This is a genomic window from Paenibacillus sp. 23TSA30-6, from assembly GCF_014858585.1.
Classification (GTDB): Bacteria; Bacillota; Bacilli; order Paenibacillales; family Paenibacillaceae; genus Paenibacillus.
The window spans coordinates 66,461-86,881 of record NZ_SLTL01000017.1; the positions used below are offsets into that span (position 1 = coordinate 66,461).

Consider the following 20,421-nt stretch of genomic DNA (forward strand, 5'->3'; position numbering starts at 1 on the left):
TACTACGACGATTATATGCCTAGAAGGCGGGTCTGTCCAGCATATAGGAAGAAGTGGCGGTTCATTTGCCAAACGACAGGGTACACTTTTACTGTGAGCTTTGTTCTGAAAATGACCATGATTCAATCGCTTAAAGTTGTTTTTCAGAATAGCTACGCAGGTATGGTTTGATGAGCTGGTGTTGGATCATGGCATAGGCCTTCAAAGGAATTCTAATTTGCGAAAAGGAGTTGTTGTACCGTGGGTAAAACGGAATCATTGGATCGCAGCCAACTGGAACAAGCCATTGTAAAGGCTTTGGATAACAACAAATTTTGCTCGTTGGGTACGGTGGAGGGCGGCAAGCCGAAGGTACGCTATATGGCTCTTTTTAACGAAGGGTTGAACATCCATCTGGCGACAGATCGCAAAACACATAAGGTGGAGGAGCTCAAGGACAACCCAAACGCTTATCTGCTGCTGGGCTATGAGGTTGGCGGTACAAAGGAAGTCGTAGAGGTTGAGGCGACTGTCCGTGTAACGGCTGACGAGGGATTGCGCAAACAAGTGTGGAATGATTCGTTGAAGGAATGGTTTTCTGGCCCGGATGACCCCGATTATGTCATTCTGGATGTAAATCCTACTCGAATTGAGTATGTGGGCAAGCAAACCGGACGTCAGGTGTGGGAAAAATAGAAACGGATAGAGTATGAGAAAACCAGCAATTCTCCGAGTTTTTTGGGAGGCTTGCTGGTTTTTATGTTTGCGAAAAATTAATTATTTTTTCATAAATAAATAGGGTAAATGACTACTCTTTTGTCCCGCGTTGGATTAAAATAGAAATGGTGGGTTCTAAACTTACATATATGTGCAAAAGTATGTGTATGAGGCCTACACCTTAATGAGGAGGGATATATTTTGTTATTTCATAAAAAATGGTTTAAAGGGTTTACAGCAGCCGTCGTAGCCTGTAGTATGCTGGTGTTTTCAGCCGCTCCGTCTTGGGCTGCCAGCGAATCCAAGGATAGCGCTACAGTGAATTTGCGGATCATGGAAACAACGGATATTCATGCGGCCTTGATGAATTACGATTACTATGCGGACAAGGAAACGAACGAATATGGCTTGATTAACACAGCTGGACTGATCCAGCAGGCGCGCAGTGAAACGAGAAACAGCCTGTTGTTCGATAACGGCGACTTGTTGCAGGGCAATCCACTGGGTGATTATATGGCCAGAAGCAAAACCTTCGAGAAAGAAGGCGGTGTCCATCCGGTCTACAAGATGATGAACTTGATGGACTATGATGCGGCTACGGTGGGGAACCACGAATTTAACTATGGTCTCGACTTTTTGGAAAGATCGCTCAAGGGAGCTGATTTCCCTTACGTAAATGCGAACGTGTATTACGATGATGGGGGCCAAGGTACTAAAAATTATTTTACCCCTTATCGCATTCTGGATAAAGAAGTGACGGATGAAAAGGGTGAAGTTCATTCACTCAAAGTGGGCGTGATTGGCTTGGTAACACCACAAATTACGCAGTGGGATGAAAGTAATTTGAAGGGCAAAGTCGTTACCAAGGATATTGTGGAAACGGCGAAAAAGTTTATTCCTCAAATGAAAACCGAGGGTGCTGAAATTATTATTGTGCTGGCACACACAGGTTATGAGGATGTACCGCAAACTCCATTGATGGAGAATGCCGTTAAATATTTGAGCAAGGTAGACGGAATTAACGCTATTTTATTTGGACACGCGCATAAATCTTTCCCCGGCCCTGATTTTAAAGGAATGGGCGGTGTAGACCTGGATAAAGGAACCATTAATGGCGTACCGGCTGTAGAAGCTTCCTCATGGGGCAAGGAGCTGGGAATTATTGACCTGAGCCTTGAAAAGAAAAACCGCGTGTGGAATGTAACCAACTCTCAGTCGGAAGTGCGCCCGGTTGTGAATACTACCAATCCAGCGGTGCAACAGATCAAACCCGAATTCAAACTGACAGAGGCGGTCCAGGACGAACATAAAGGAACATTGGATTATGTTCGTCAACCGGTGGGAACAACGACTGCACCGATCAACAGTTATTTTGCATTAGTGCAGGATGACCCATCCATTCAGATTGTGACGAATGCACAAAAATGGTATGTACAAAACCATCTTAAAGGGACCGAATACGAAAATCTTCCCGTATTGTCGGCTGGCGCCCCATTCAAGGCTGGTGGTCGAAACGGTGCCGAGTATTATACCAGCATTCCTGAAGGCACGATAGCCATTAAAAACGTGTCCGATCTGTACGTGTACCCGAACACGGTTCAGGCCGTAGAAGTTACCGGTGCTGAAATTCAGGAATGGCTGGAATGGTCTGCGGGCCAGTTCAACCGTATCGATCCAAAGAAAACCGAGGAACAATCGCTGATTAACAAAGATTTCCCTACCTACAATTTTGATGTCATTGACGGTGTGAATTACCAGGTTGATGTGACTCAGCCTGCACGATATGATGCCAAGGGAACCGTTATTGATCCTTCTGCTCATCGTATCAAGGATTTACAATACAACGGGAAAGCAATTGATCCTGCACAGAAATTTATCGTAGCGACCAACAACTATCGTGCTTCCTCATCCAAACTGGCAAATCCAGATGGCAAACGTATTGTGATGGCAGCACCGGACGAAAGCCGCCAGGTCGTTATTGATTACATCCGTACGAACGGAACGATTAATCCGTCTGCGGATGGCAACTGGTCTATTGCTCCTTTCGGTGAGGCTAAGATTACCTTCGAATCCTCGCCTGATGCTAAAGACGTGCTTGCCGGAAACCAGCAGATTTCATTCCTCGGCAGCACGGCTGACGGCTTTGCTAAATATAGTCTTAAAGCTGGCGCGAAGCCCAATGCAGCAACGACACCTGTAAAGGAAACCGTGACTCCAGCGAAAGCAACAGCGAAGCCTGCCGTAAAAGCAACCAAACCTGCGGTGGTTAAACCAGCTAAAACAACCAAGCCAAAGGCTTCCAAATAAGTTTCTCAAATGTAATGTGTAAAACGGGATTTATATCTTTCAAAGGGAGTGTCAACAGCTATTACTAGATGTTGACACTCCCTTAATTTTAAGGATTTAGGTAATGAAGTGATTTGGTGGAGAGGGGACTGAACGTGTATTTGAAATGGGACAAAACTTATATTTCCCTTAAGTAGCTCTTTTATAAATGCGTGTTACATTATGCTTAGATCGTCTTGTTGTACGTCGTCGGCGTTGGTGTAATAATCGTTTCTTTTTAAATCTTGATTTTTCTTCGCGTTCATATCTATGCCGAGCTACAATCGAAACAGTGTGGCTTGGTGGAGCAGCCTGCTTGTTCGTAGGATTAGCCGCTGTTATGCGGTTGACTAAAAATGATTCTGGATAATACCACTTGCCATGCCATTCTTTTTGTAATCCAAGTTGGATGTATGCATTGTCTGGTGAATGCAAATCATAGATAAAGAACTCGCATGATAAAGCGCTTGTAGTACTTGGAACATACTTGATCATCAAAGAACCTGTATTCATTAGACGAGGTAAAAAATAAAAATGAAGCATTTTATCTTTCATAGGATTCAGATTGACACCTAAGTTACGTATACTGGCTTTATTTAATACTCCTTTAAAGATGTTATTTAGACCTCGCATACCTTTGTATTCTTTTAACTGTCTTCCACGTAGAGTCCGTTGTTGCTTTGCAGTCTTTTCAATGCCAACCAAGTGACAAAATTTATTTAAGTCAAACTTTAGCGTAATTGTTTCCCCCGTACTTAAGATAAATTCAAATGTGTAGGGATAAAGTTCTTTATAAAATAGCTCTCGCAGAACTGGTAAGTCAATGTCTGCGAAATTTGGTTTTTTATTTAAGCTGAGTAGCGTTGTCAAATCAAGCATTTATTTTTCCTTGTCCTTTAATATGTATAGTTGTAATGTCACAAAAAAAGCTCTGATGTATCCCATCAGAGCTTGCATATTTAAAGAATGGCGGCACATTTTGGATGAACAAGGTATTTATAAGACCCGCCCGTCGGGTACCAGACGCCACCAATGTCCGGCTCGGTTTCCTAAAAAACGCGACGTAATTTATTTGTGTTTCAGTGAAACCATAAAAGTTGATGTGATAGCCGTTTTAAGGTAAACAAGGTATTTATAAGACCCGCCCGTCGGGTACCGGATGCTATCTTATCCAGCTCGGTTTCGGAAGAAACACGACTACGTATTAATATCTACATTATAACGTAAAATATCCTCTTTGCCAACGGAGAGTTGTTCTAAAAAATAAAATAGGCAGAGGTTATATCCCAGAAAAATTATTTCAAGTTTAATCAATGATGTGATTAATTTTTAAACACTCCTTAATATTAGTTCAAAAGACTTTATTTTTTGTCGAATATACACTTAAGTCCTAGGTTGTAGCCGAAAATAACCTTATTTTTTGTAAAAACACGTAATTACATAGTACTTTTGTTCTAGTTATTTGTGATATAATGGTGAAAAAACCGGAAAATTGTTCCGAGGAGGACCATTATGACTTGCAGCAATTGCAGCATCATATTACCTATTAAGGACCAGGGGTTGCTAAAAATCAGGCATTCCAGGGTGTCGCTTACTCAAGCGTTGGACAACTTGGGTATGCTGTCGGAACAAATGAAACAGGAACAAGGGAGCGAGGACGACATTGCGTTTCGCTATGACAGTCCTTTAGAGCTGGAGCAATGGATGGACAGACTGGCTCTTCTGCCGAAGGAATGGTTGTTACATATGGAGGTTGTGGTGACCGGAACGTTTCATGTCGAAGGGTATGAGGATTGGCTTCCATTCAGCCAACTGCAAGCCCGAATCAAGCATCCGAATGTCATGGACATTATTGCGGATCAAAGCTTTTCCAGCCATATGCAGCCTATTGTTGACCACAAGCTGAATATTATCGGGTTTGAGTTTTTGCTGCGTCCGTCACATGCAGAGAGACCTTTTCAGCCTTTCCGGCTGTTTGAAATCGCCCGTGAAGCTGGCTTGCATGCTCATCTGGATCGCTCGGCTCGTATTTCCGCTATTGAAAAAAGTGCAACATGTCTTTCAGCGGGAATTAAACGTTTTATTAACTTTCTCCCTTCCACCATTTATAATCCGGCTTATTGCTTGAATCACACTTTTGAGACGATTGATCGGTTATCCATGAATAGGAAGGATTTTGTATTTGAGGTCGTAGAAACGGAAGAGATAGACGACCTTAATTTTTTGCATCATATCTTTGATCAATATCGCAATCGAGGAGTTTCGGTTGCCCTGGACGATGTGGGGGCAGGTTATTCTACGACAGAGCTGATGAACTGTCTCCAGCCGGATTATGTCAAAATTGATCGCAGTTTAATTGATGGCTGTTATCGCAACAGTGATCAGAAGCGACAAATTACAGGGATCGTGGAATCGGCTTCTCGTTTTGGCGGCCAGGTACTGGCTGAAGGCGTTGAACAGATGGAGGATTTTGAATTTTGTCGTGAAGCAGGTGTGTCCCTGGCGCAGGGTTATTTGTTTGGCAAGCCGGAGTCGAGTCCGCCCCCCAATTTTATGCTTAGTAGCGTAATATAGTCAGGAACAAATTTAAGGAGACGTAGTTTATAAAAATTGGAGCTAGAATAAGGCTGTTGCATAAGCAAATTCCAATTCTATTGGACAGCGCTTATATCACCATTAATGTAAAAAAACGCGAGTTGCAGGGGTGAAAAAACCTCTGCAACTCGCGTTTTTTGGTCTATGCTTGCCCACCTGAGCAAGTTCTGGACAAGCGAAGCCACCCAGTCTCCAATTTTACTTGGTAAGGAACGTTAAAAGCCCGGAAGCAGTTTACGACCGTTTTTATTTTTAAAGTAAAGATTGACGTCTTGAATACAATTGGATACAGTGTATTATATAAGAAACAGTGTTTCTTGCGTAATACACCGTATCCATACTAGGTAAAAAGTTTAACATTACAGGGAGGACAACCAAAATGAAAGCAGTGCAACTGAAAAACGGTTTTGGCTTTGAAGAGTTAACCTTGACGGAACTTGACATACCGGTGCCGGGACGGCTGGAAGTTCTGATCCGCATAAGGGCAGCGTCCCTAAATTATCGAGATTTGGTCATACTCAATGGAGTAATGCCGATCGGCATTCAATTTCCCTTCATTCCGTTATCCGATGGAGCGGGTGAAATTGTGGCTGTGGGCGAAGGGGTGACAAAATTTCAGATTGGACAAAGGGTAGCGGGAAATTTACAACAGAAATTCATTGGCGGGAGCACGAGAGCGGAGGTATTAAAGGACAGTCTGGGAGGCCCGCTCAGTGGAGTGGCGGCTGAATATATCGTTCTGCATGAAGAAGGGGTCGTCGCCATTCCGGATCACCTTTCTTGGGAGGAGGCTTCCACTTTGCCGATTGCGGCATTAACCGCATGGAGCATGCTGATGGAATCCGGCGGGCTGCGAGCGGGGGATACGGTGCTCTTGCAAGGAACAGGCGGTGTTTCCATCTTTGGGCTTCAATTCTCTCTGATGGCGGGAGCACGGGTAATTATCACATCGAGCAGCAATGACAAGCTGGAACGGGCAAAAGCTCTCGGCGCATGGCAGACAATCAACTATTCGGAAGTTCCCGAGTGGGATAAGGTGGCCCTGGAGCTGACAGGCGGCGGAGTCGACCATGTCCTGGATGTAGGGGGAGCGGCAACAATGGCGCAATCCATCAATGCACTTCGTACCGGAGGGACAGTGAGCATGGTCGGATTCTTATCGGGCTTGACCATTCCTGAGTTCGATGTCACCAGCATTTTGCAGAAGGCTGCGACGATTCGCGGCAGCCAAGTCGGTAACCGGGAATATTTCGAAAACATGAATCGCGCCATTTCCCACCATCGTTTACATCCTGTCATCGACAGGGTATTCCCGCTCAGCCGAATCGGCGAAGCCTTCGCACTTTTGGCTGAAGGAAAACAGTATTTCGGTAAAATCGTCGTTCAAATATAAATATTATTCACATCACATAGGAGGCACTCTAATGCCCAGTAAACCTGATTTGTCTGTCAAAGATTCTCAAGGAAGAAAGAATAAGAAACCGCGTAAATGGGTACGCAGAACCGGATTATCGCTGCTGGCGGTAATCCTTCTGGGAGTGGTTATTTTTATGCTCATCCCTTCCCCTGTCCAGCCTGCAAAATGGCTTGCACCTTCGGCCCCCTCTTTTGAACAAGCGGGGCCATGGCAACAAAACAATAAACTCAGCTCCGCAGAGCTTATTACAGATGCTCCTAAGTTTCCGGAATTTATCACCTTTGACAAGAAAGGAAATTTATATACGGGAGACTCCGACGGGAAAATTTATAAGGTTGCCTTTGATACAAAGGGCAATCCGCAAAAGGCCCAGCTATATGCAGATACCAAAGGAACGCCCAATGGACTTATGTTTGACGCAAGTGGAAATCTGATCGTTACGGATGTTAAGAAGGGGCTGCTGTCGGTAGATCCTTCCGGAAACGTGACGGTGTTGGCCAATCAAGTCGACGGCACACCGATCTATTTGGCCAACGAGCTGGATATTGCCAAAGATGGTACCATTTATTTTTCTGACACCTCCAATTATGGCAGTGTAGTCTTCAAAGAAATCGCCGAGAACAAGCCGCATGGACGTTTGCTGAAATATGATCCGGCGACCAAGCAGACGACAGTTCTGTTGGAAGGCCTTTATTTTGCGAACGGGGTTGCCTTGTCTGCGGACGAAGATTTTGTGCTTGTGGCAGAGTCGTATCACTACCAATTGACCCGATACTGGCTCAAAGGGCCGAAGAAGGGGACTTCGGATATTTTTGCGGATAATCTCGCCGGTTTTCCGGATAACATTACGCGTGATGATCAAGGCCATTTCTGGGTCGGTCTCTTCACGACACGTATTCCCTTTGTAGATCAGATGCATGGAAGCCCGTGGCTGGCTGGAATGATGGCCAAATTGCCTCAATCGCTGCTCAGCGGTGCAAGCGCACCTGTGAAGCATGGGCTTGCTGTGGAGCTTAATCCGCAGGGTAAACTCATCGGAAGCTGGCATGATCCTGAAGGCTCGCTTTATGGGGTAACCACGGCTGTAAACCATGACGGATATTTATATATAGGTACAGCTCCTGGAGGCAGCCAGGGTGTTCATCGCGTGCTTTTAACCAAATAAGCTTGGGGAGGGTTTAACATGATATTGGATGAGTTGAAATTATCCTGGAAAGCGAAGGAAAGCCTGGCCGGGAAAGTAGCTTTGGTAACAGGCGCAAGCAGCGGCATTGGGGCATCGATTGCAAAAAAACTGGCAAAGCGAGGCGCGTATGTAGCTGTATTGGCCCGCCGTCAGGAACGATTGGACGAATTGGTTCGCGACTTGCACCAAGAGGAATTGTACGAGGTCATGGCAATACCTGCCGATATCCAAAAAGCGGAAGACGTACAGCAGGCGGTGCACGCCATTCTTGAACGCTGGGGGCGGCTTGACATTATCGTTGCCAATGCCGGCTTCGGGTATCGAAGCCCACTGGCAGAAGTGGATCTGGAAAGATGGGAGGAGCTTTACAAGACGAATGTGCACGGTCTTGTCCTGACACTGAAGTACGGGCTTCAGCCAATGAGGGAACAGGCCAAGGGGGATGTTGTCATTGTCTCCTCTATTGCAGCGAAGGAAGTGGTTGCCGGAGGAGGACTATACAGCGCTACCAAGTACGGCGTTAGCGCCATAGCCTCCGCATTGCGTTTGGAGACCAGTACACAAGGAATTCGTGTAACTGCGATTCACCCCGGGGCGGTGGCGACGGAATTTTCGCAGGTGGCCGGATATCCCGAGCAGGAAATTCGGGCGTTTGCTTCGAGCGTTTTGCCGCTGCATCCCGATGATGTTGCAGAAGCTGCCCTTTATGCACTGGAGCAGCCGGAGCATGTCAATATTCCAGAGTTGACCATTATGCCTTCGAGGCAGGTCCAGCGGTTCAAATAGAGCGATATTTATTCTGACACAAACCGGGTATGGTCATCGCCGATGCCGGTATGGCGGCGAAGAGGACTACGTGCCTTCGCTTGACCATAACCTGCTCAATTGGGTGAGCATGAACCAAAAAGCGCGAGCTACAGGGGGGAATAACCCTTGCACTCGCGCTTTTTTACATTAATGACGAAGCGTGACAGCTCCATTTACTATAGAGCAGACCATATCCTGTGAAAATTTTGGCCCCACGTTCGCTCATCCAGTCATCGTGAGCACAGCTATAGTGTAATGACGTACAGACCTAGCGGCGTAGTTGCACTGCCGGCGACCATGAAGCTGAGAGAATAGCTGGATCTGCCGGGAGGGACGCTGATATCAGCCAATCGGCATACCTTGGTATTATCTCGTAGCAGAGGGATACCATATACACGATCATCCACACGCACAGACCCGGCGAACGCTCCGCCACGCGGATTGGCGTAGATGCGGACCGTACGTTCCTCGTCATCATCGTTAACGATGGGAATGGTTGCGTTATAGATAACACCGAATTGTCCGCGGTTATCAAGTGCAGGGCCCAACTCGCTGCGGGTCCCGGTAAACAGCAGATCGGCGGGAGTCTTACCGTCCAGTTTTTTGGTGGCACATGTCCGGTAGTTGGCACTTTGCCCGACCACGTACTCCGGCATCCGCGCGTTCGTTTCGGAAAAGGACCATGCACCACGCGGATGTGCCTGCGGCGGTGGTACGGGTGGTAGCGGCTCCGCATGAATCCCGCGCAGGTCGGTCTGTATATCCTTGCTGACCACAGTGCGAATGACATAATCCAGCGTACCGTGGCCTTCGGCATATTCTACGGTGAAGTCATAGGTGAATCCGGCAAGGGACCCCTCGGGAAGTTCGAATTCTTCCAGCAGCGCTGTGCCTTTGCCAAATTTATGACGGTCTACTGGCTTCAAGCGCTTCATCGTACCGGCCAAACAGCTTTTGGCAATCGACTGCCCGACATCCATAATCCAGTTACCATCCTCAGGCGCAATCTCAAGAGCTCGCTCGATATGACGTACTTCCAGCGCAGCATCGCTTTTGTTCTCTACGGTGATGCCCAGTTTGACGGGTCCGCCGATTTTGTTGTAATGCCAGCCGAAAATGCGATGCTTGACCGTCCGGGTTGTCGTGCGCACCACGTCATGCCACAGGGTAGCTTGCCGGTCAGGTACAGTCACGGGGGTGAGCGTCTCCGGGTTATCGCTAAGCATCAGGCGGCGCTTTCCTCCTTCGGTGGCTGATTCCACATCCACATTGATATTCGGCGGGATCACAGCCGACTCCACAATCAGATCCTTTGGTTCTTTCGGGCGATGGTTCATGTGACTTCCTCCTTTGATTTAGAGAATGGGACCGCTTCTGGTTCATAGATAGGGCGGTTCATATTTATAGGTAACGCCGGAGTAACTTTTACAACCTGTTTTTAAAAATGTTATTTCAATCTCCCTTCTCCCCATCATACAAACGATTCGCCAGCAGGTATTGCGTGTATGTTAAGAGCATATGCTATTGGATGTACAGAGAAGCTACAGGAGGGAAACATGCCTAAAAAGATATGGTGGAAGGAAGCCGTTGTGTATCAGATTTATCCGATTAGCTTTCAGGATTCGGACGGAGACGGAAAAGGAGATTTGCGAGGCATTCTGTCCAGGCTGGACTATCTGAGTGAGTTGGGCATTGATGTCATCTGGATTTGTCCGGTGTATAAATCACCCAATCATGATAACGGCTACGATATTAGCGATTATTATGCCATTATGGATGAGTTCGGAACAATGGAAGACTTTGATAAACTCCTTCACAAGGCGCATGAACGAGGCATTAAAATTATGATGGATATGGTTTTAAATCATACATCGGATGAGCATCCGTGGTTTACGGAATCACGCTCGTCCAAGGATAATCCGAAACGGGACTACTACATATGGCGAACAGGCAAAAATGGCGGATATCCAAACAATTGGGAATCGTATTTTTCCGGTTCTGTGTGGAAATATGACAAGCTTACAGACGAATATTACATGCATCTGTATTCCGAGCATCAGCCGGATCTTAACTGGAACAATGAAGAAGTGGTCGCTGAATTGTACCGCATGGTGGAATGGTGGCTGAAAAAGGGAGTCGATGGCTTCCGGTTTGACGCCATAGCCCATATTGTCAAAGCCGAAGGGCTGCCGGATGCCGATAATCCCGAGAAGCGGACATTGGTACGGGCCTATCAGCTCTTTTCCAATTTGGAACAAGTGCATGTGCTTCTTCGCATGCTGAATGAAAGAGTGCTGGAGCGGTACCCCTTAATGACCGTCGGTGAAACATCGGGTTTGGGTCCTGAACAGGCACTCGATTATGTGGGAGATCAGCGGCATGAGCTGAATATGGTTTTCCAGTTTGAACACATGTTTATAGATGCCCAGGGACAGGGAACAGAAAAATGGAAATCCAAGTCGTGGACACTGGTAGAGTTAAAAAAAATTATGAGTCGATGGCAGACGGTGCTTCATCAGGAGGGGTGGAATGCGAATTATCTGAACAACCATGATCAGCCGCGCGCCCTCTCACGATTCGGGAATGATGGACAGTACCGAGTGGAGTCGGCCAAAATGCTGGCAACCTTCACACATATGCTTGAAGGTACGCCGTACATTTATCAGGGCGAGGAAATCGGCATGACGAATATCGCGTATTCGTCGATTGATGATTACCGGGACGTGGAGACATTGAATTATTATGAGCAGCAGCGGAAGCTGGGCGAACCGGAAGAGCAGATTATGGCGGCAATTTGGAGAAAAAGCCGGGATAATGCGCGGACACCCATGCAGTGGAATGGAGGGCGTGCGGCCGGGTTTACCGATGGAGAGCCGTGGATGAAAATCAACGATAATTACACGCATATCCACGTTGAAGCGGAAAGACATAACCCGGATTCGATTTTTCACTATTATCGCAAGCTGATTGCCCTGCGTAAACAGCTTGAGGTAATCGTTTATGGTGAATATAAGCTGCTGCTGCCGCTGGATACCGAGCTGTATGTGTTTACCCGCACGTTGGAGAAGGAGCAGCTGCTAGTTATTTTGAACTTTTTTGGTCGTAACCCGGTATTCCACTGGCCTGAGGAGGAGGGCTATCCTGCCGCCAAAGCAGAGCTGCTTCTGTCCAACTACGAGTCGGTAAAAGGGGAGAATCTGAACGCCCTGAAGCTGCGTCCTTATGAAGCCAGAGTGTATAAGTTAAACTTGGAATAGGCGTGCTTTTTTTGCGCCCGCTTGCCGATATCCAGATTGTTGAGTATAGGGTGATTGGCTGCGCCTGTATAGGCATAATCCCAATCGCTGTCGATCAGATAGGCGGTTTGATGTTCCTCCAGGAGTGCAAGCAGGGCTTCCGCCACTTCCGGCAAGAAGGCTTTCACATGAGTCACAGTTATCAGTGAACCGTTCCCGCAATCAGGGCATAGGAATGAAAACGTTCAGGAAGCACAGGCAGCATGTCGCGGATCGGCCGGGCCGAGGGTCCTCCAAATATTTGTCCGATCTATTATATACAAACCCTTCTTTGAACGTAAAGTAAAAAGCCCGATCCCACTGTCTATACCAGGCAGTGGGATCGGGCTAGTACATACAAGACTTACCGGATTAAGATGCTTCTCTAGTGGTAATGCTTGACCTTAAGGTCGTCCAGACTTTTGAATTCATACCCTTGCTTGCGAGCTTCGTCAATGATAGAACCAAGCGCTTCGGCATTGTCCTTGGACACGGAATGGAGCAGAATGACCGCTCCGGGGTGGAGCTGATTCATGACCTGACGATAGGCATAGTCTGTACCTTGCTGGATATTCGTATCCCAGTCCTTGTAAGCCACAGACCAGAATACGCTTGTATATCCGGCTTCCCGGCAGGAAGTCAAGGCTTTTTCGCTAAAAATGCCACGTGGCGGTCGGACGTATTTCATTTCTTTTTGTCCGGTCAATTCGGCCGACGCGCTTCGTACCTTATCTAGTTCCGACCGGATCTGTGCCGAAGAAATTGTACTCATATCAGGATGGCTCCACGAATGGTTCCCGATGATATGACCTTCGCTGGCCATACGGCGCATCAAGGCAGGCTGGTCTTTTACAAAATGCCCAGTCACAAAGAAGGCAGCCGGGACTTTTTTAGCCTTCAATACATCCAGCACTCTGGGGGTAAATCCATTCTCATAGCCGTTGTCAAAGGTGAGATACAGTTCTTTTTTGGTCGTATCTCCCAGAAAGATGCCTCCCTGTCTTTCGATCAGGTGCATAAAGCCCTCTTGCGCGATGGAAGGCAGCTCGCCTCCTTTGCTTTTTTTAAATCCAAAATGATAAGGCTGTCCGTCAACAGCCTGCGTAGCTAGTGCGGGTTGACTCGTAACTACCAACATGCCAACCATCGCAGTGCATAACCATAAGGCAAATATTCGCTTCATCTATGTTCCTCCGTTTCTCCGTCCCGTTCGGGTAAGGTGTGTATGCATATTCCATAGATTCTGCAAAACGGTTCTTTTTTATGCAATATGAATTAATGGGAAGAGTGACTGTAATTCCCTCTAATCTTAAAACTTGGTTTTTTGATGAGATATGTATGATATTAATTCATAGAAGAGGAACGTAAATGATAATGTGTATTAAAAAACTCATATTGACATGAATATTAATTCCAAGTAGTATACTTTTTAAAACATACTTCATTACTCGGATTTGGATATAAGCAAAAATTGACCTGTACGTTTGTTGCTAGCGTTGGCAGAATCCGCATTGACAGGTCTGGAGGACGAATTAATAGAGGTCGGAACGGAAGGGGCTCCCAGTAATGATTGAACTCAAAAATGTATCCAAAACCTATGTAAGAAAAGGCTTAAGCATAGAAGCGTTAAAAAATATAAATATCAAAGTGGATAAAGGTGATATCTTTGGCTTTATCGGATTCAGCGGCGCAGGTAAAAGTACGCTGATCCGGTTGGTTAACCGTCTCGAAAAGGTCACCACCGGGGAAGTTCTTGTCGAAGGAGAGCGGTTGAATACTTATTCGACATCGGGGCTTCGGAAGGTAAGGAAGAAGATCGGAATGATTTTTCAGCATTTCAATCTGTTGGAGTCGAAAACGGTGTTCGACAATATTGCGATTCCGCTGGTGCTGCTCAAGCGCAACAAACGGGAGATTGAGCAACGGGTAAAAGAGTTGCTGGAGTTCACAGGCTTGTCCGATAAGGCGAACAGCTATCCGAGTGAGCTGTCCGGCGGACAGAAGCAGCGTGTCGGCATTGCGCGGGCGCTGGCAAGCAACCCTTCCATTCTGCTCTGTGATGAGGCCACTTCGGCACTTGATCCGCAGACCACGCAGTCGATTCTGGATTTGCTTCGTAAAATCAACAAGGAATACAAGATCACCATTCTGATCATCACGCATGAGATGTCAGTCATTCAGCGGATTTGCAACAAGGTGGCTGTGATGGAAAAGGGTGAAATCATCGAGCAAGGCAATGTGCTGGAGGTATTCGGACAGCCACAGCACCCGACAACGCAAAGCTTTGTGCGTACGGTTATTCACGATACGGTGCCGGATAGTGTACTGCAAACGTTCGAACAGCAAGAAGCACAGCGGATTTACAAGCTGGAATTTATCGGACAGGCTGCTTCCGAGCCGGTGGTTCATGAATTGATACGGCACCATGAGGTCTATGTCAATATTTTGTTTGCCAATATGACGGAAATACAAGAGACGACCATTGGCTATATGACAATCCAGGTGCGCGGGGAGGAGCATGCTGTCCAGCAGGCTGTTGATTTTATCAAGAGTAGAGGGGTCAACATTCAGGAGGTGAAGGCCATATGATGATTACAGGAACCTCTATAACCTGGGATCAACTGTGGGAGGCTTTATATCAATCCTTGCTCATGGTCAGTATCTCGCTGTTCATTGGCGCATTAATCGGTATACCTATCGGTATCTTGCTGGTCATTACCCGTCCGGGCGGGATTTTGGAGAGCAAATGGTTTTATGGCATTTTTAATCCGATCATTAATATTGTTCGTTCCTTGCCGTTTATCATATTGCTGGTAGCGATCATTCCGTTGACGCGTCTGATTGTGAATACATCGATTGGAACCAGCGCGGCGATTGTACCATTGATTTTCTATATTGCGCCATATATCGGCAGACTGGTCGAGAATTCGCTGTTGGAGGTTAATCCAGGCATATTGGAGGCAGCCGACGCGATGGGAGCGACCCCTTTTCAGGTTATTCGTTACTTCTTGCTCCCCGAAGCGTTCAGTTCCCTCATTCTGTCGTTAACGACAGCCGCAATCGGCTTGATTGGAGCCACTGCCATGGCAGGCGCAGTCGGAGGGGGCGGGATTGGCGATCTGGCGATATCGTATGGTTATCAGCGGTTCGATACGGTCGTTACGCTCATTACCGTCGTAATTCTTGTTGTATTTGTACAAGTTGTTCAGTCCTTGGGTAACCTATTGTCCCGTAAAGTACGCAGGGGTTGATTTTTATAATGAATTTATGGACTTTAGTTGTGAACCCGCCAATATTGGCGGGTTTTTTCGTCGCGGACGACAAAGCCCGGCACGTGGAGAGAAGCAAAGATCGTTCTTATATTTTGACTTGCGGTTGTTAGGGAAGGTCTGTAGTTACTTATATTAGTGGGGGGGAATGATGCTGACATCCAATGAATGTGGAGCCATTCCGATGTACAGCGACTCCATCGCATCTCTTCAATACTATTTTAGGGGGAAACAAATATGGAAAGAACCGCAAAAACCTATGCAGCAGCAATTGACTCTTTAAATGTTGAATCCAATTATTTACCTAAGGGGGGTGTTAGTCATTGTAACGAATTTGCACAAGATGTAATGAAGAAGATGTCGGCCGCCCTGCCTGGTGGTTTAGCTAATGAAATGGCAGATGCATTGAGTAATAAAAAAGCTCCCGGTTGGTATGCTGTCACATTCAGCGACGCTCAAAAAAGGGCCAACCTCGGTTATCCAACAATCGGTATCAAAAAAGAGACAGGTCATGGTCACGTGGTGGTGGTCAGACCTAAAGGCTCATCCATTACAGCATTGAAAGAAGTACAGGTTGCACAGGCAGGTACTTCTAATTTTAACAGTAAAACGATCAATTGGTCGTGGAAGGCGGCAGACCTGCCAGGAGTAAAATTTTATACGCACGATTAATTAGGCTGAAAGCAGCAGTAAACAACTCAAAGGCGCGGCTTTATGCTTTCCGCACCTTTGAGTTATAAGATTTACTTTGAAGGTAAGTGCTTGGTAAGGAGAAATGCAATACCCTGTTCTTTCGATGCCACGGCGTAGCCATTTGCAAAAGAAGAGGATATATTCAAATATTGAAGTTTGGTCAGCAGCTTGCCTTGGCGGTCAATGTAGCCGAACTTACCGTCAGAATTCGTTCCAACACCCACGAGGGCAATGCCTTCCTTGAAAGACTCGGCTCGGGTATATTTCTGATAAACAATGACCAATTTTCCTTTGGGATCAATGAAACCGACTTTGCCGTTTTGATTATAAACAGCGGCTAAACCTTCGCTAAAATAATTTGCATCCGTATACCGAAAAGGAATAACGTTCTTTCCCAGCTTATTGATAAAGCCCCACTGACCTTTGGTGTTTTGCACGGCAGCCAGCCCTTCGGAGAAATCGCCCCCGGATTTATATTGCAGAGGAATAACAACTTTCCCTGTCGTATCAATGTACCCATACATTCCTTTACTGCTTTTAACCAGAGCCAGCCCTTCGTAAAATCCACGGGAAGTGGCATAGTGATAAGGAATAGCTAATTGTCCTTTTTTATTGATAAACCCGATTTTATCGCCTTTTGGATTGTATACCAAAGCCAAGCCATATGTGAAATGATAATCTGAACTATATTTTTGCGTCAAACGGGTAACGGTCTTTCCTGTTCGGTCGATGAGGAAATCGCTTTTGTTATCTGCTGTTATTACGTGGGCCAAGCCTTCGGAGAAATTAGCTGCATCTGTATATTGGCAAGGAATAGCCAGTTGTCCTTTCGTGTTAATGAAGCCGTACAAATTCGTTTTATTGTTTTTAACCAGCGCACGTTGCTCGTTAAAATCGCTGACAGGTGAAATATAGTCGGGAAGGGTAAAGGCTTCTTTCCCTTTCGCGTTATAGTACACGAGCGAGCCGTTGGATTGTTCCGCAAATAACAAGCCATCATGAAAGTTCCCGTCACTTTCAGGTATAACCATATTATAATCGAGAGGTGTTTGAGAAACTTCAAGAGTTGGCGTGTTGCTAGATGCGAAGCCTGTGCTCGTCGTTGTGAATGCAGTACATAACAGTAGTAAAGCTAATGCTAACTTTTTTTTCATTTCAATGCTCCTTCATGGGTTCCATTTTATAGAAAATAATTCCATGGATATAGACGAACAATTTGTAAATAAGTTTCTTTATACTGTGTTTTTTATTCAGGGATATGAAATGATTTCAAATAGTTTTGGATATCGGTCTGAGGGGTTTTAAGCAAGCCCAACAGTAACGATTGCAGGGTATGCAGCGTGTCTATATGGGCTTCAATCTCAACAATCTTTTTTTGAACAATTTCCCTCAATGTGGTTTTGTCCATCTCCTGACTGAGCAGTTGGAGCGTTTCTTGTATTTCCTTAAGTGAATATCCTAAGGATTTGGCATCTTTAATAAACTTGATCTTTACCAGATAGTCATCCGTATATATACGGTATCCATTCGCAGCCGCTTGGGAGCAGGCAAAACACCATTATTCTCGTAATAACGAATGGTTGCCATGCTCAATCCGGTACGCTGTGACAGCTCGCCCCGTGTCATTCCCTCCATGCCTGAACCTCCGATTTTCTAGTAAAATTGCTACTTTTTATATCAGAAACAGTTATGATCTCTTTTTCGTATATGTGGGATCGAACGACACTACAATATAGCCATGACTCACCAGTTCCTCCACAGCCGTCATGCTCTGAAATCGGGTAGAACGGATACCGGGTGAGAACAGCAGCACCGGATATTTTGCCTCAGCGTTTGATATTTCTGCACCTTGGACGACGTGTGTAGGAATCGTTGTGAGGTAACTGAACAGTTGCTTCGGTATCCCGAACACAAGACTGATGGCTTCTCCCAGCTCAGCAGGGTAAGGCTCTTTCGGCTTTTGCTTTGCTACATCGGGATCAACAGGATACCAGACATTGATCATCAATTCCCGCTTGTCGCCCGGTGTCGCACTGAGGGTTTCGTCACGGCTTTGATCGGTCAAATGCTGCGAAATGGTGCCAATGGCATATTTCCCCGTCGGTTCAGGGAGGGAGAAGGCAGGCAATACATGCGCACTTTAGATGGGTTCCTGGTAATTCTAAGGATGAATCCGATGATAAGTATCCATGCAACAAGATAGGTCGGAAGCATTTGCAAGCGAAAATGACTCATAATTCCATGCAGCAGCACAGCGATCTCAAGTGTCCTCATGATGTAAGACCTCCATCCTTTAGATCAAGCATAAACGTTGAAGTATACTACAAGGTCAATCACCTAATATTTTTCAATCCGTAGCCTCTTTTCTCTATGATCTGCTATTCGCCGATACAACTTCTCCTACTCTAGCATATTCATATAACATATCTCTTCGCAGTTGAGATCGACTCAAGGATGGTTTATATCCGTCTGAACAGGGGACTCGCAAATGAGAGATTTAAAGGAAAATCAATGTATTTAATCAATGTATTTTAAGGAGGTAATTGTTTTGGGAAGAAAGAGACGAAGCGGTTTTAAAAATAAAAGAATTTCGGTAGACGTCAAACAATCTTCTTCAGCTCAGACAGGACAAGGTGGCAACCCCATTTCTATCAATGCTTCTGATGTCGGGGTCGTAAGAACAGATATTCAAAATAAGTAATCAGATAAAAAAAGCTATGCAAACAACGCGTACCAGTACATAATCGGCGCGCGTTGTTTGAGTTTAGCCTGAAAGCATGCTATTCATCATCTTTCAAGTACATTCCGGTCATTAACCTCTTATACTCTGCATCAGTCTCACGGGAAGCAAATAAGCGAAAACGTTCATATAGCCCTATACATTTGATTGTATACGATTTATTGTCGACTTCCAGGGATTTGTCCAAGCCGTCGATTAAATAGCTAAAGCCAAGGTCAAAGGCTCCTCTGCTTAAATAATAGTGAGCCAGCTCATGCAGAAATAGAATATATAAATCTGGCGTGATCTTGTACGTATACGTAACGATAGCTTTTTCCCGCGCCATAAAGGCTGTAATGTCTGTTTCGAACTTTTTAAGAAAATAATCTACCTTGATATCCTGCTGATTGGCAGCTCTGACGATTTTAAATAAACCCGGTATCAGCTCCGTTTGTGAAGCCTCAATGCATGTAACATAATCCAAAATAGCGCTTACATCTCCGGTTAGCATTTTATATAAAAATATACTGGAGCGTGCCCATTCTTTGCATTTGTTCAGCCAGTATTGTGTTTCCTCATCCGTTTCCTTCACCCAGCTTAGATCAGCATACGCGTACGTATATTGTAGCGCTTGCTTGTAGTCTCCCTGGGCCTCGCAAATATTCGCACGAAGATAGTTAGAGTAGGCCATATAAAAGAACATCGGTCTTTGTGGCTTTTTGAGTGGTTCCTGATTAACCATATTGGGCTGGTGCATAAGAAGGTATTGAAAATTAGCCTCATCGTCCATATCCTGAGCCAGGTCCTTGGCTAAATCCCACAATTTCCTTTGGATATAGGCAATCGCCAGTTCTCTTAATGCGTCAAGTCGGTCTATATCATCAAGCTGATCCAAAAGTGGAAAAACCCGGTTAGCAGCATCGACGTTTTGTTCTTTATCGGGTCCCAGCCCAAGAATAAACAGGCGATACTGGCACAAGGCCAGTCGTTCTGAACGTCGGCCTCCCTCCCTTTTGACGATATTTTTGTAGAGCAGGGCTGCGGCGGCATGTTTGTCATGTATGAAAAAATCCTCAGCTACTTCGAACAACAGAGGGGCGTAATTCGTGTTATCCAACCATAAATAGCTGGTTTGCCGAATACACTCCAGCTTGCCCAGTTCTTCACATCGGTATAAAAAAGGTTTAATGTGACGCCAATCAGGTAAGGATTCGACCAGATATTCTTCGATGTAATGCTCATAAAAATGGCCTGGATTCAGTCGCATACCGTATGTAACCCGATCCAGTTGCTCTACCGAGAATGGCATTTTTTTGCCCAAAATAGCATGGACTGTTTCCGTTTCTACATCCGCCATTTCGCAAAATTGGATAATGCTTAGGTCTTCTCGTGCCATGAATTGCTCCAGCTCTGTGCGTATCGTGGTTGTATGTTCCAAA

The 20,421-nt window shown here is 45.8% G+C and carries 21 protein-coding genes and 1 pseudogene; 11 read left to right on the forward strand and 11 right to left on the reverse strand.

The window, feature by feature from the left end; translation table 11 throughout:
* The first annotated feature begins 240 nt into the window (after window positions 1-240).
* Together E0698_RS16455 and E0698_RS16460 are read left to right on the forward strand one after the other, a co-directional pair.
* Entirely contained in the window at window positions 241-675 is a 435-nt protein-coding gene (locus E0698_RS16455) for a pyridoxamine 5'-phosphate oxidase family protein (protein WP_192512239.1), read from the forward strand.
* Between the two features lie 222 nt (window positions 676-897).
* Entirely contained in the window at window positions 898-3,003 is a 2,106-nt protein-coding gene (locus E0698_RS16460; protein ID WP_192512240.1) for a bifunctional 2',3'-cyclic-nucleotide 2'-phosphodiesterase/3'-nucleotidase, read from the forward strand.
* 168 nt (window positions 3,004-3,171) lie between these two features.
* On the opposite strand, the gene E0698_RS16465 is transcribed toward E0698_RS16460, so the two are convergent.
* On the reverse strand, window positions 3,172-3,900 hold the full coding sequence (locus E0698_RS16465) for a PBECR4 domain-containing protein (RefSeq protein ID WP_238354030.1): 729 nt from the start codon (window positions 3,898-3,900) through the stop codon (window positions 3,172-3,174).
* A 633-nt stretch (window positions 3,901-4,533) separates the two neighbouring features.
* Between E0698_RS16465 and E0698_RS16470 the strand changes: the two genes are divergently transcribed.
* The 4 genes from E0698_RS16470 to E0698_RS16485 all read left to right on the forward strand — a co-directional run bounded on the left by E0698_RS16470 (window position 4,534) and on the right by E0698_RS16485 (window position 9,005).
* A complete protein-coding gene (locus E0698_RS16470; protein ID WP_134911454.1) occupies window positions 4,534-5,595 on the forward strand; it encodes an EAL domain-containing protein in 1,062 nt (353 codons plus the stop codon).
* A 400-nt stretch (window positions 5,596-5,995) separates the two neighbouring features.
* A complete protein-coding gene (locus E0698_RS16475) occupies window positions 5,996-7,009 on the forward strand; it encodes a zinc-dependent alcohol dehydrogenase family protein (RefSeq protein WP_192512241.1) in 1,014 nt (337 codons plus the stop codon).
* A 31-nt stretch (window positions 7,010-7,040) separates the two neighbouring features.
* Window positions 7,041-8,198, forward strand: coding sequence for an SMP-30/gluconolactonase/LRE family protein (locus E0698_RS16480; RefSeq protein WP_192512242.1), 1,158 nt, complete (start codon window positions 7,041-7,043; stop codon window positions 8,196-8,198).
* Between the two features lie 18 nt (window positions 8,199-8,216).
* Window positions 8,217-9,005, forward strand: coding sequence for an SDR family oxidoreductase (locus E0698_RS16485; RefSeq protein WP_149096059.1), 789 nt, complete (start codon window positions 8,217-8,219; stop codon window positions 9,003-9,005).
* Window positions 9,006-9,271: 266 nt separating this feature from the next.
* Here the strand turns inward: E0698_RS16485 and E0698_RS16490 are convergent, their stop codons facing one another.
* Window positions 9,272-10,363, reverse strand: coding sequence for a hypothetical protein (locus tag E0698_RS16490; protein ID WP_192512243.1), 1,092 nt, complete (start codon window positions 10,361-10,363; stop codon window positions 9,272-9,274).
* A 219-nt stretch (window positions 10,364-10,582) separates the two neighbouring features.
* Between E0698_RS16490 and E0698_RS16495 the strand changes: the two genes are divergently transcribed.
* The gene (locus E0698_RS16495) at window positions 10,583-12,283 is read left to right on the forward strand and encodes a glycoside hydrolase family 13 protein (protein WP_192512244.1); all 1,701 of its coding nucleotides are present in this window, start codon (window positions 10,583-10,585) and stop codon (window positions 12,281-12,283) included.
* A gap of 11 nt (window positions 12,284-12,294) precedes the next feature.
* Here the strand turns inward: E0698_RS16495 and E0698_RS16500 are convergent.
* Window positions 12,295-12,548: pseudogene (locus E0698_RS16500) on the reverse strand (HAD family hydrolase); the annotation flags it as partial.
* A 138-nt stretch (window positions 12,549-12,686) separates the two neighbouring features.
* Window positions 12,687-13,484, reverse strand: a complete 798-nt coding sequence (pdaA, locus tag E0698_RS16505) for a delta-lactam-biosynthetic de-N-acetylase (RefSeq protein ID WP_134911448.1) — start codon at window positions 13,482-13,484, stop codon at window positions 12,687-12,689.
* Between the two features lie 383 nt (window positions 13,485-13,867).
* On the opposite strand from pdaA, the gene E0698_RS16510 reads away from it, so the two are divergent.
* On the forward strand, window positions 13,868-14,890 hold the full coding sequence (locus tag E0698_RS16510; protein ID WP_192512245.1) for a methionine ABC transporter ATP-binding protein: 1,023 nt from the start codon (window positions 13,868-13,870) through the stop codon (window positions 14,888-14,890).
* A complete protein-coding gene (locus E0698_RS16515) occupies window positions 14,887-15,552 on the forward strand; it encodes a methionine ABC transporter permease (protein WP_044646264.1) in 666 nt (221 codons plus the stop codon). Before E0698_RS16510 ends, E0698_RS16515 begins: the two co-directional genes overlap by 4 nt.
* Before the next feature lie 23 nt (window positions 15,553-15,575).
* On the opposite strand, the gene E0698_RS27705 is transcribed toward E0698_RS16515, so the two are convergent.
* The gene (locus tag E0698_RS27705; RefSeq protein WP_443146917.1) at window positions 15,576-15,776 is read right to left on the reverse strand and encodes a CysS/YqeB C-terminal domain-containing protein; all 201 of its coding nucleotides are present in this window, start codon (window positions 15,774-15,776) and stop codon (window positions 15,576-15,578) included.
* 31 nt (window positions 15,777-15,807) lie between these two features.
* Here E0698_RS27705 and E0698_RS16520 point away from each other — a divergent pair, with 31 nt between their 5' ends.
* Window positions 15,808-16,242, forward strand: coding sequence for a hypothetical protein (locus tag E0698_RS16520; RefSeq protein ID WP_192512246.1), 435 nt, complete (start codon window positions 15,808-15,810; stop codon window positions 16,240-16,242).
* Between the two features lie 71 nt (window positions 16,243-16,313).
* On the opposite strand, the gene E0698_RS16525 is transcribed toward E0698_RS16520, so the two are convergent.
* From E0698_RS16525 to E0698_RS26975, 5 genes are all read right to left on the reverse strand, one after another.
* Window positions 16,314-17,417 carry a WG repeat-containing protein gene (locus E0698_RS16525; RefSeq protein WP_192512247.1) on the reverse strand — a complete coding sequence of 368 codons (1,104 nt, stop codon included), beginning with the start codon at window positions 17,415-17,417 and terminating at the stop codon, window positions 16,314-16,316.
* 92 nt (window positions 17,418-17,509) lie between these two features.
* Entirely contained in the window at window positions 17,510-17,779 is a 270-nt protein-coding gene (locus E0698_RS16530; protein ID WP_337916315.1) for a MerR family transcriptional regulator, read from the reverse strand.
* Entirely contained in the window at window positions 17,755-17,898 is a 144-nt protein-coding gene (locus E0698_RS27505) for a MerR family DNA-binding transcriptional regulator (protein ID WP_337916311.1), read from the reverse strand. Before E0698_RS27505 ends, E0698_RS16530 begins: the two co-directional genes overlap by 25 nt.
* Before the next feature lie 52 nt (window positions 17,899-17,950).
* On the reverse strand, window positions 17,951-18,328 hold the full coding sequence (locus tag E0698_RS26970; RefSeq protein WP_238354031.1) for an alpha/beta hydrolase: 378 nt from the start codon (window positions 18,326-18,328) through the stop codon (window positions 17,951-17,953).
* Complete coding sequence (locus tag E0698_RS26975; protein WP_238354032.1) at window positions 18,325-18,537, reverse strand: hypothetical protein; 213 nt, start codon at window positions 18,535-18,537, stop codon at window positions 18,325-18,327. Before E0698_RS26975 ends, E0698_RS26970 begins: the two co-directional genes overlap by 4 nt.
* 274 nt (window positions 18,538-18,811) lie before the next feature.
* Here E0698_RS26975 and E0698_RS16540 point away from each other — a divergent pair, with 274 nt between their 5' ends.
* Window positions 18,812-18,964 carry a hypothetical protein gene (locus E0698_RS16540; protein WP_187644946.1) on the forward strand — a complete coding sequence of 51 codons (153 nt, stop codon included), beginning with the start codon at window positions 18,812-18,814 and terminating at the stop codon, window positions 18,962-18,964.
* A gap of 79 nt (window positions 18,965-19,043) precedes the next feature.
* Here E0698_RS16540 and E0698_RS16545 read toward each other — a convergent pair whose 3' ends face one another.
* Window positions 19,044-20,420 carry a tetratricopeptide repeat protein gene (locus E0698_RS16545; protein WP_192512248.1) on the reverse strand — a complete coding sequence of 459 codons (1,377 nt, stop codon included), beginning with the start codon at window positions 20,418-20,420 and terminating at the stop codon, window positions 19,044-19,046.
* Between the last annotated feature and the right edge of the window lies 1 nt (window position 20,421).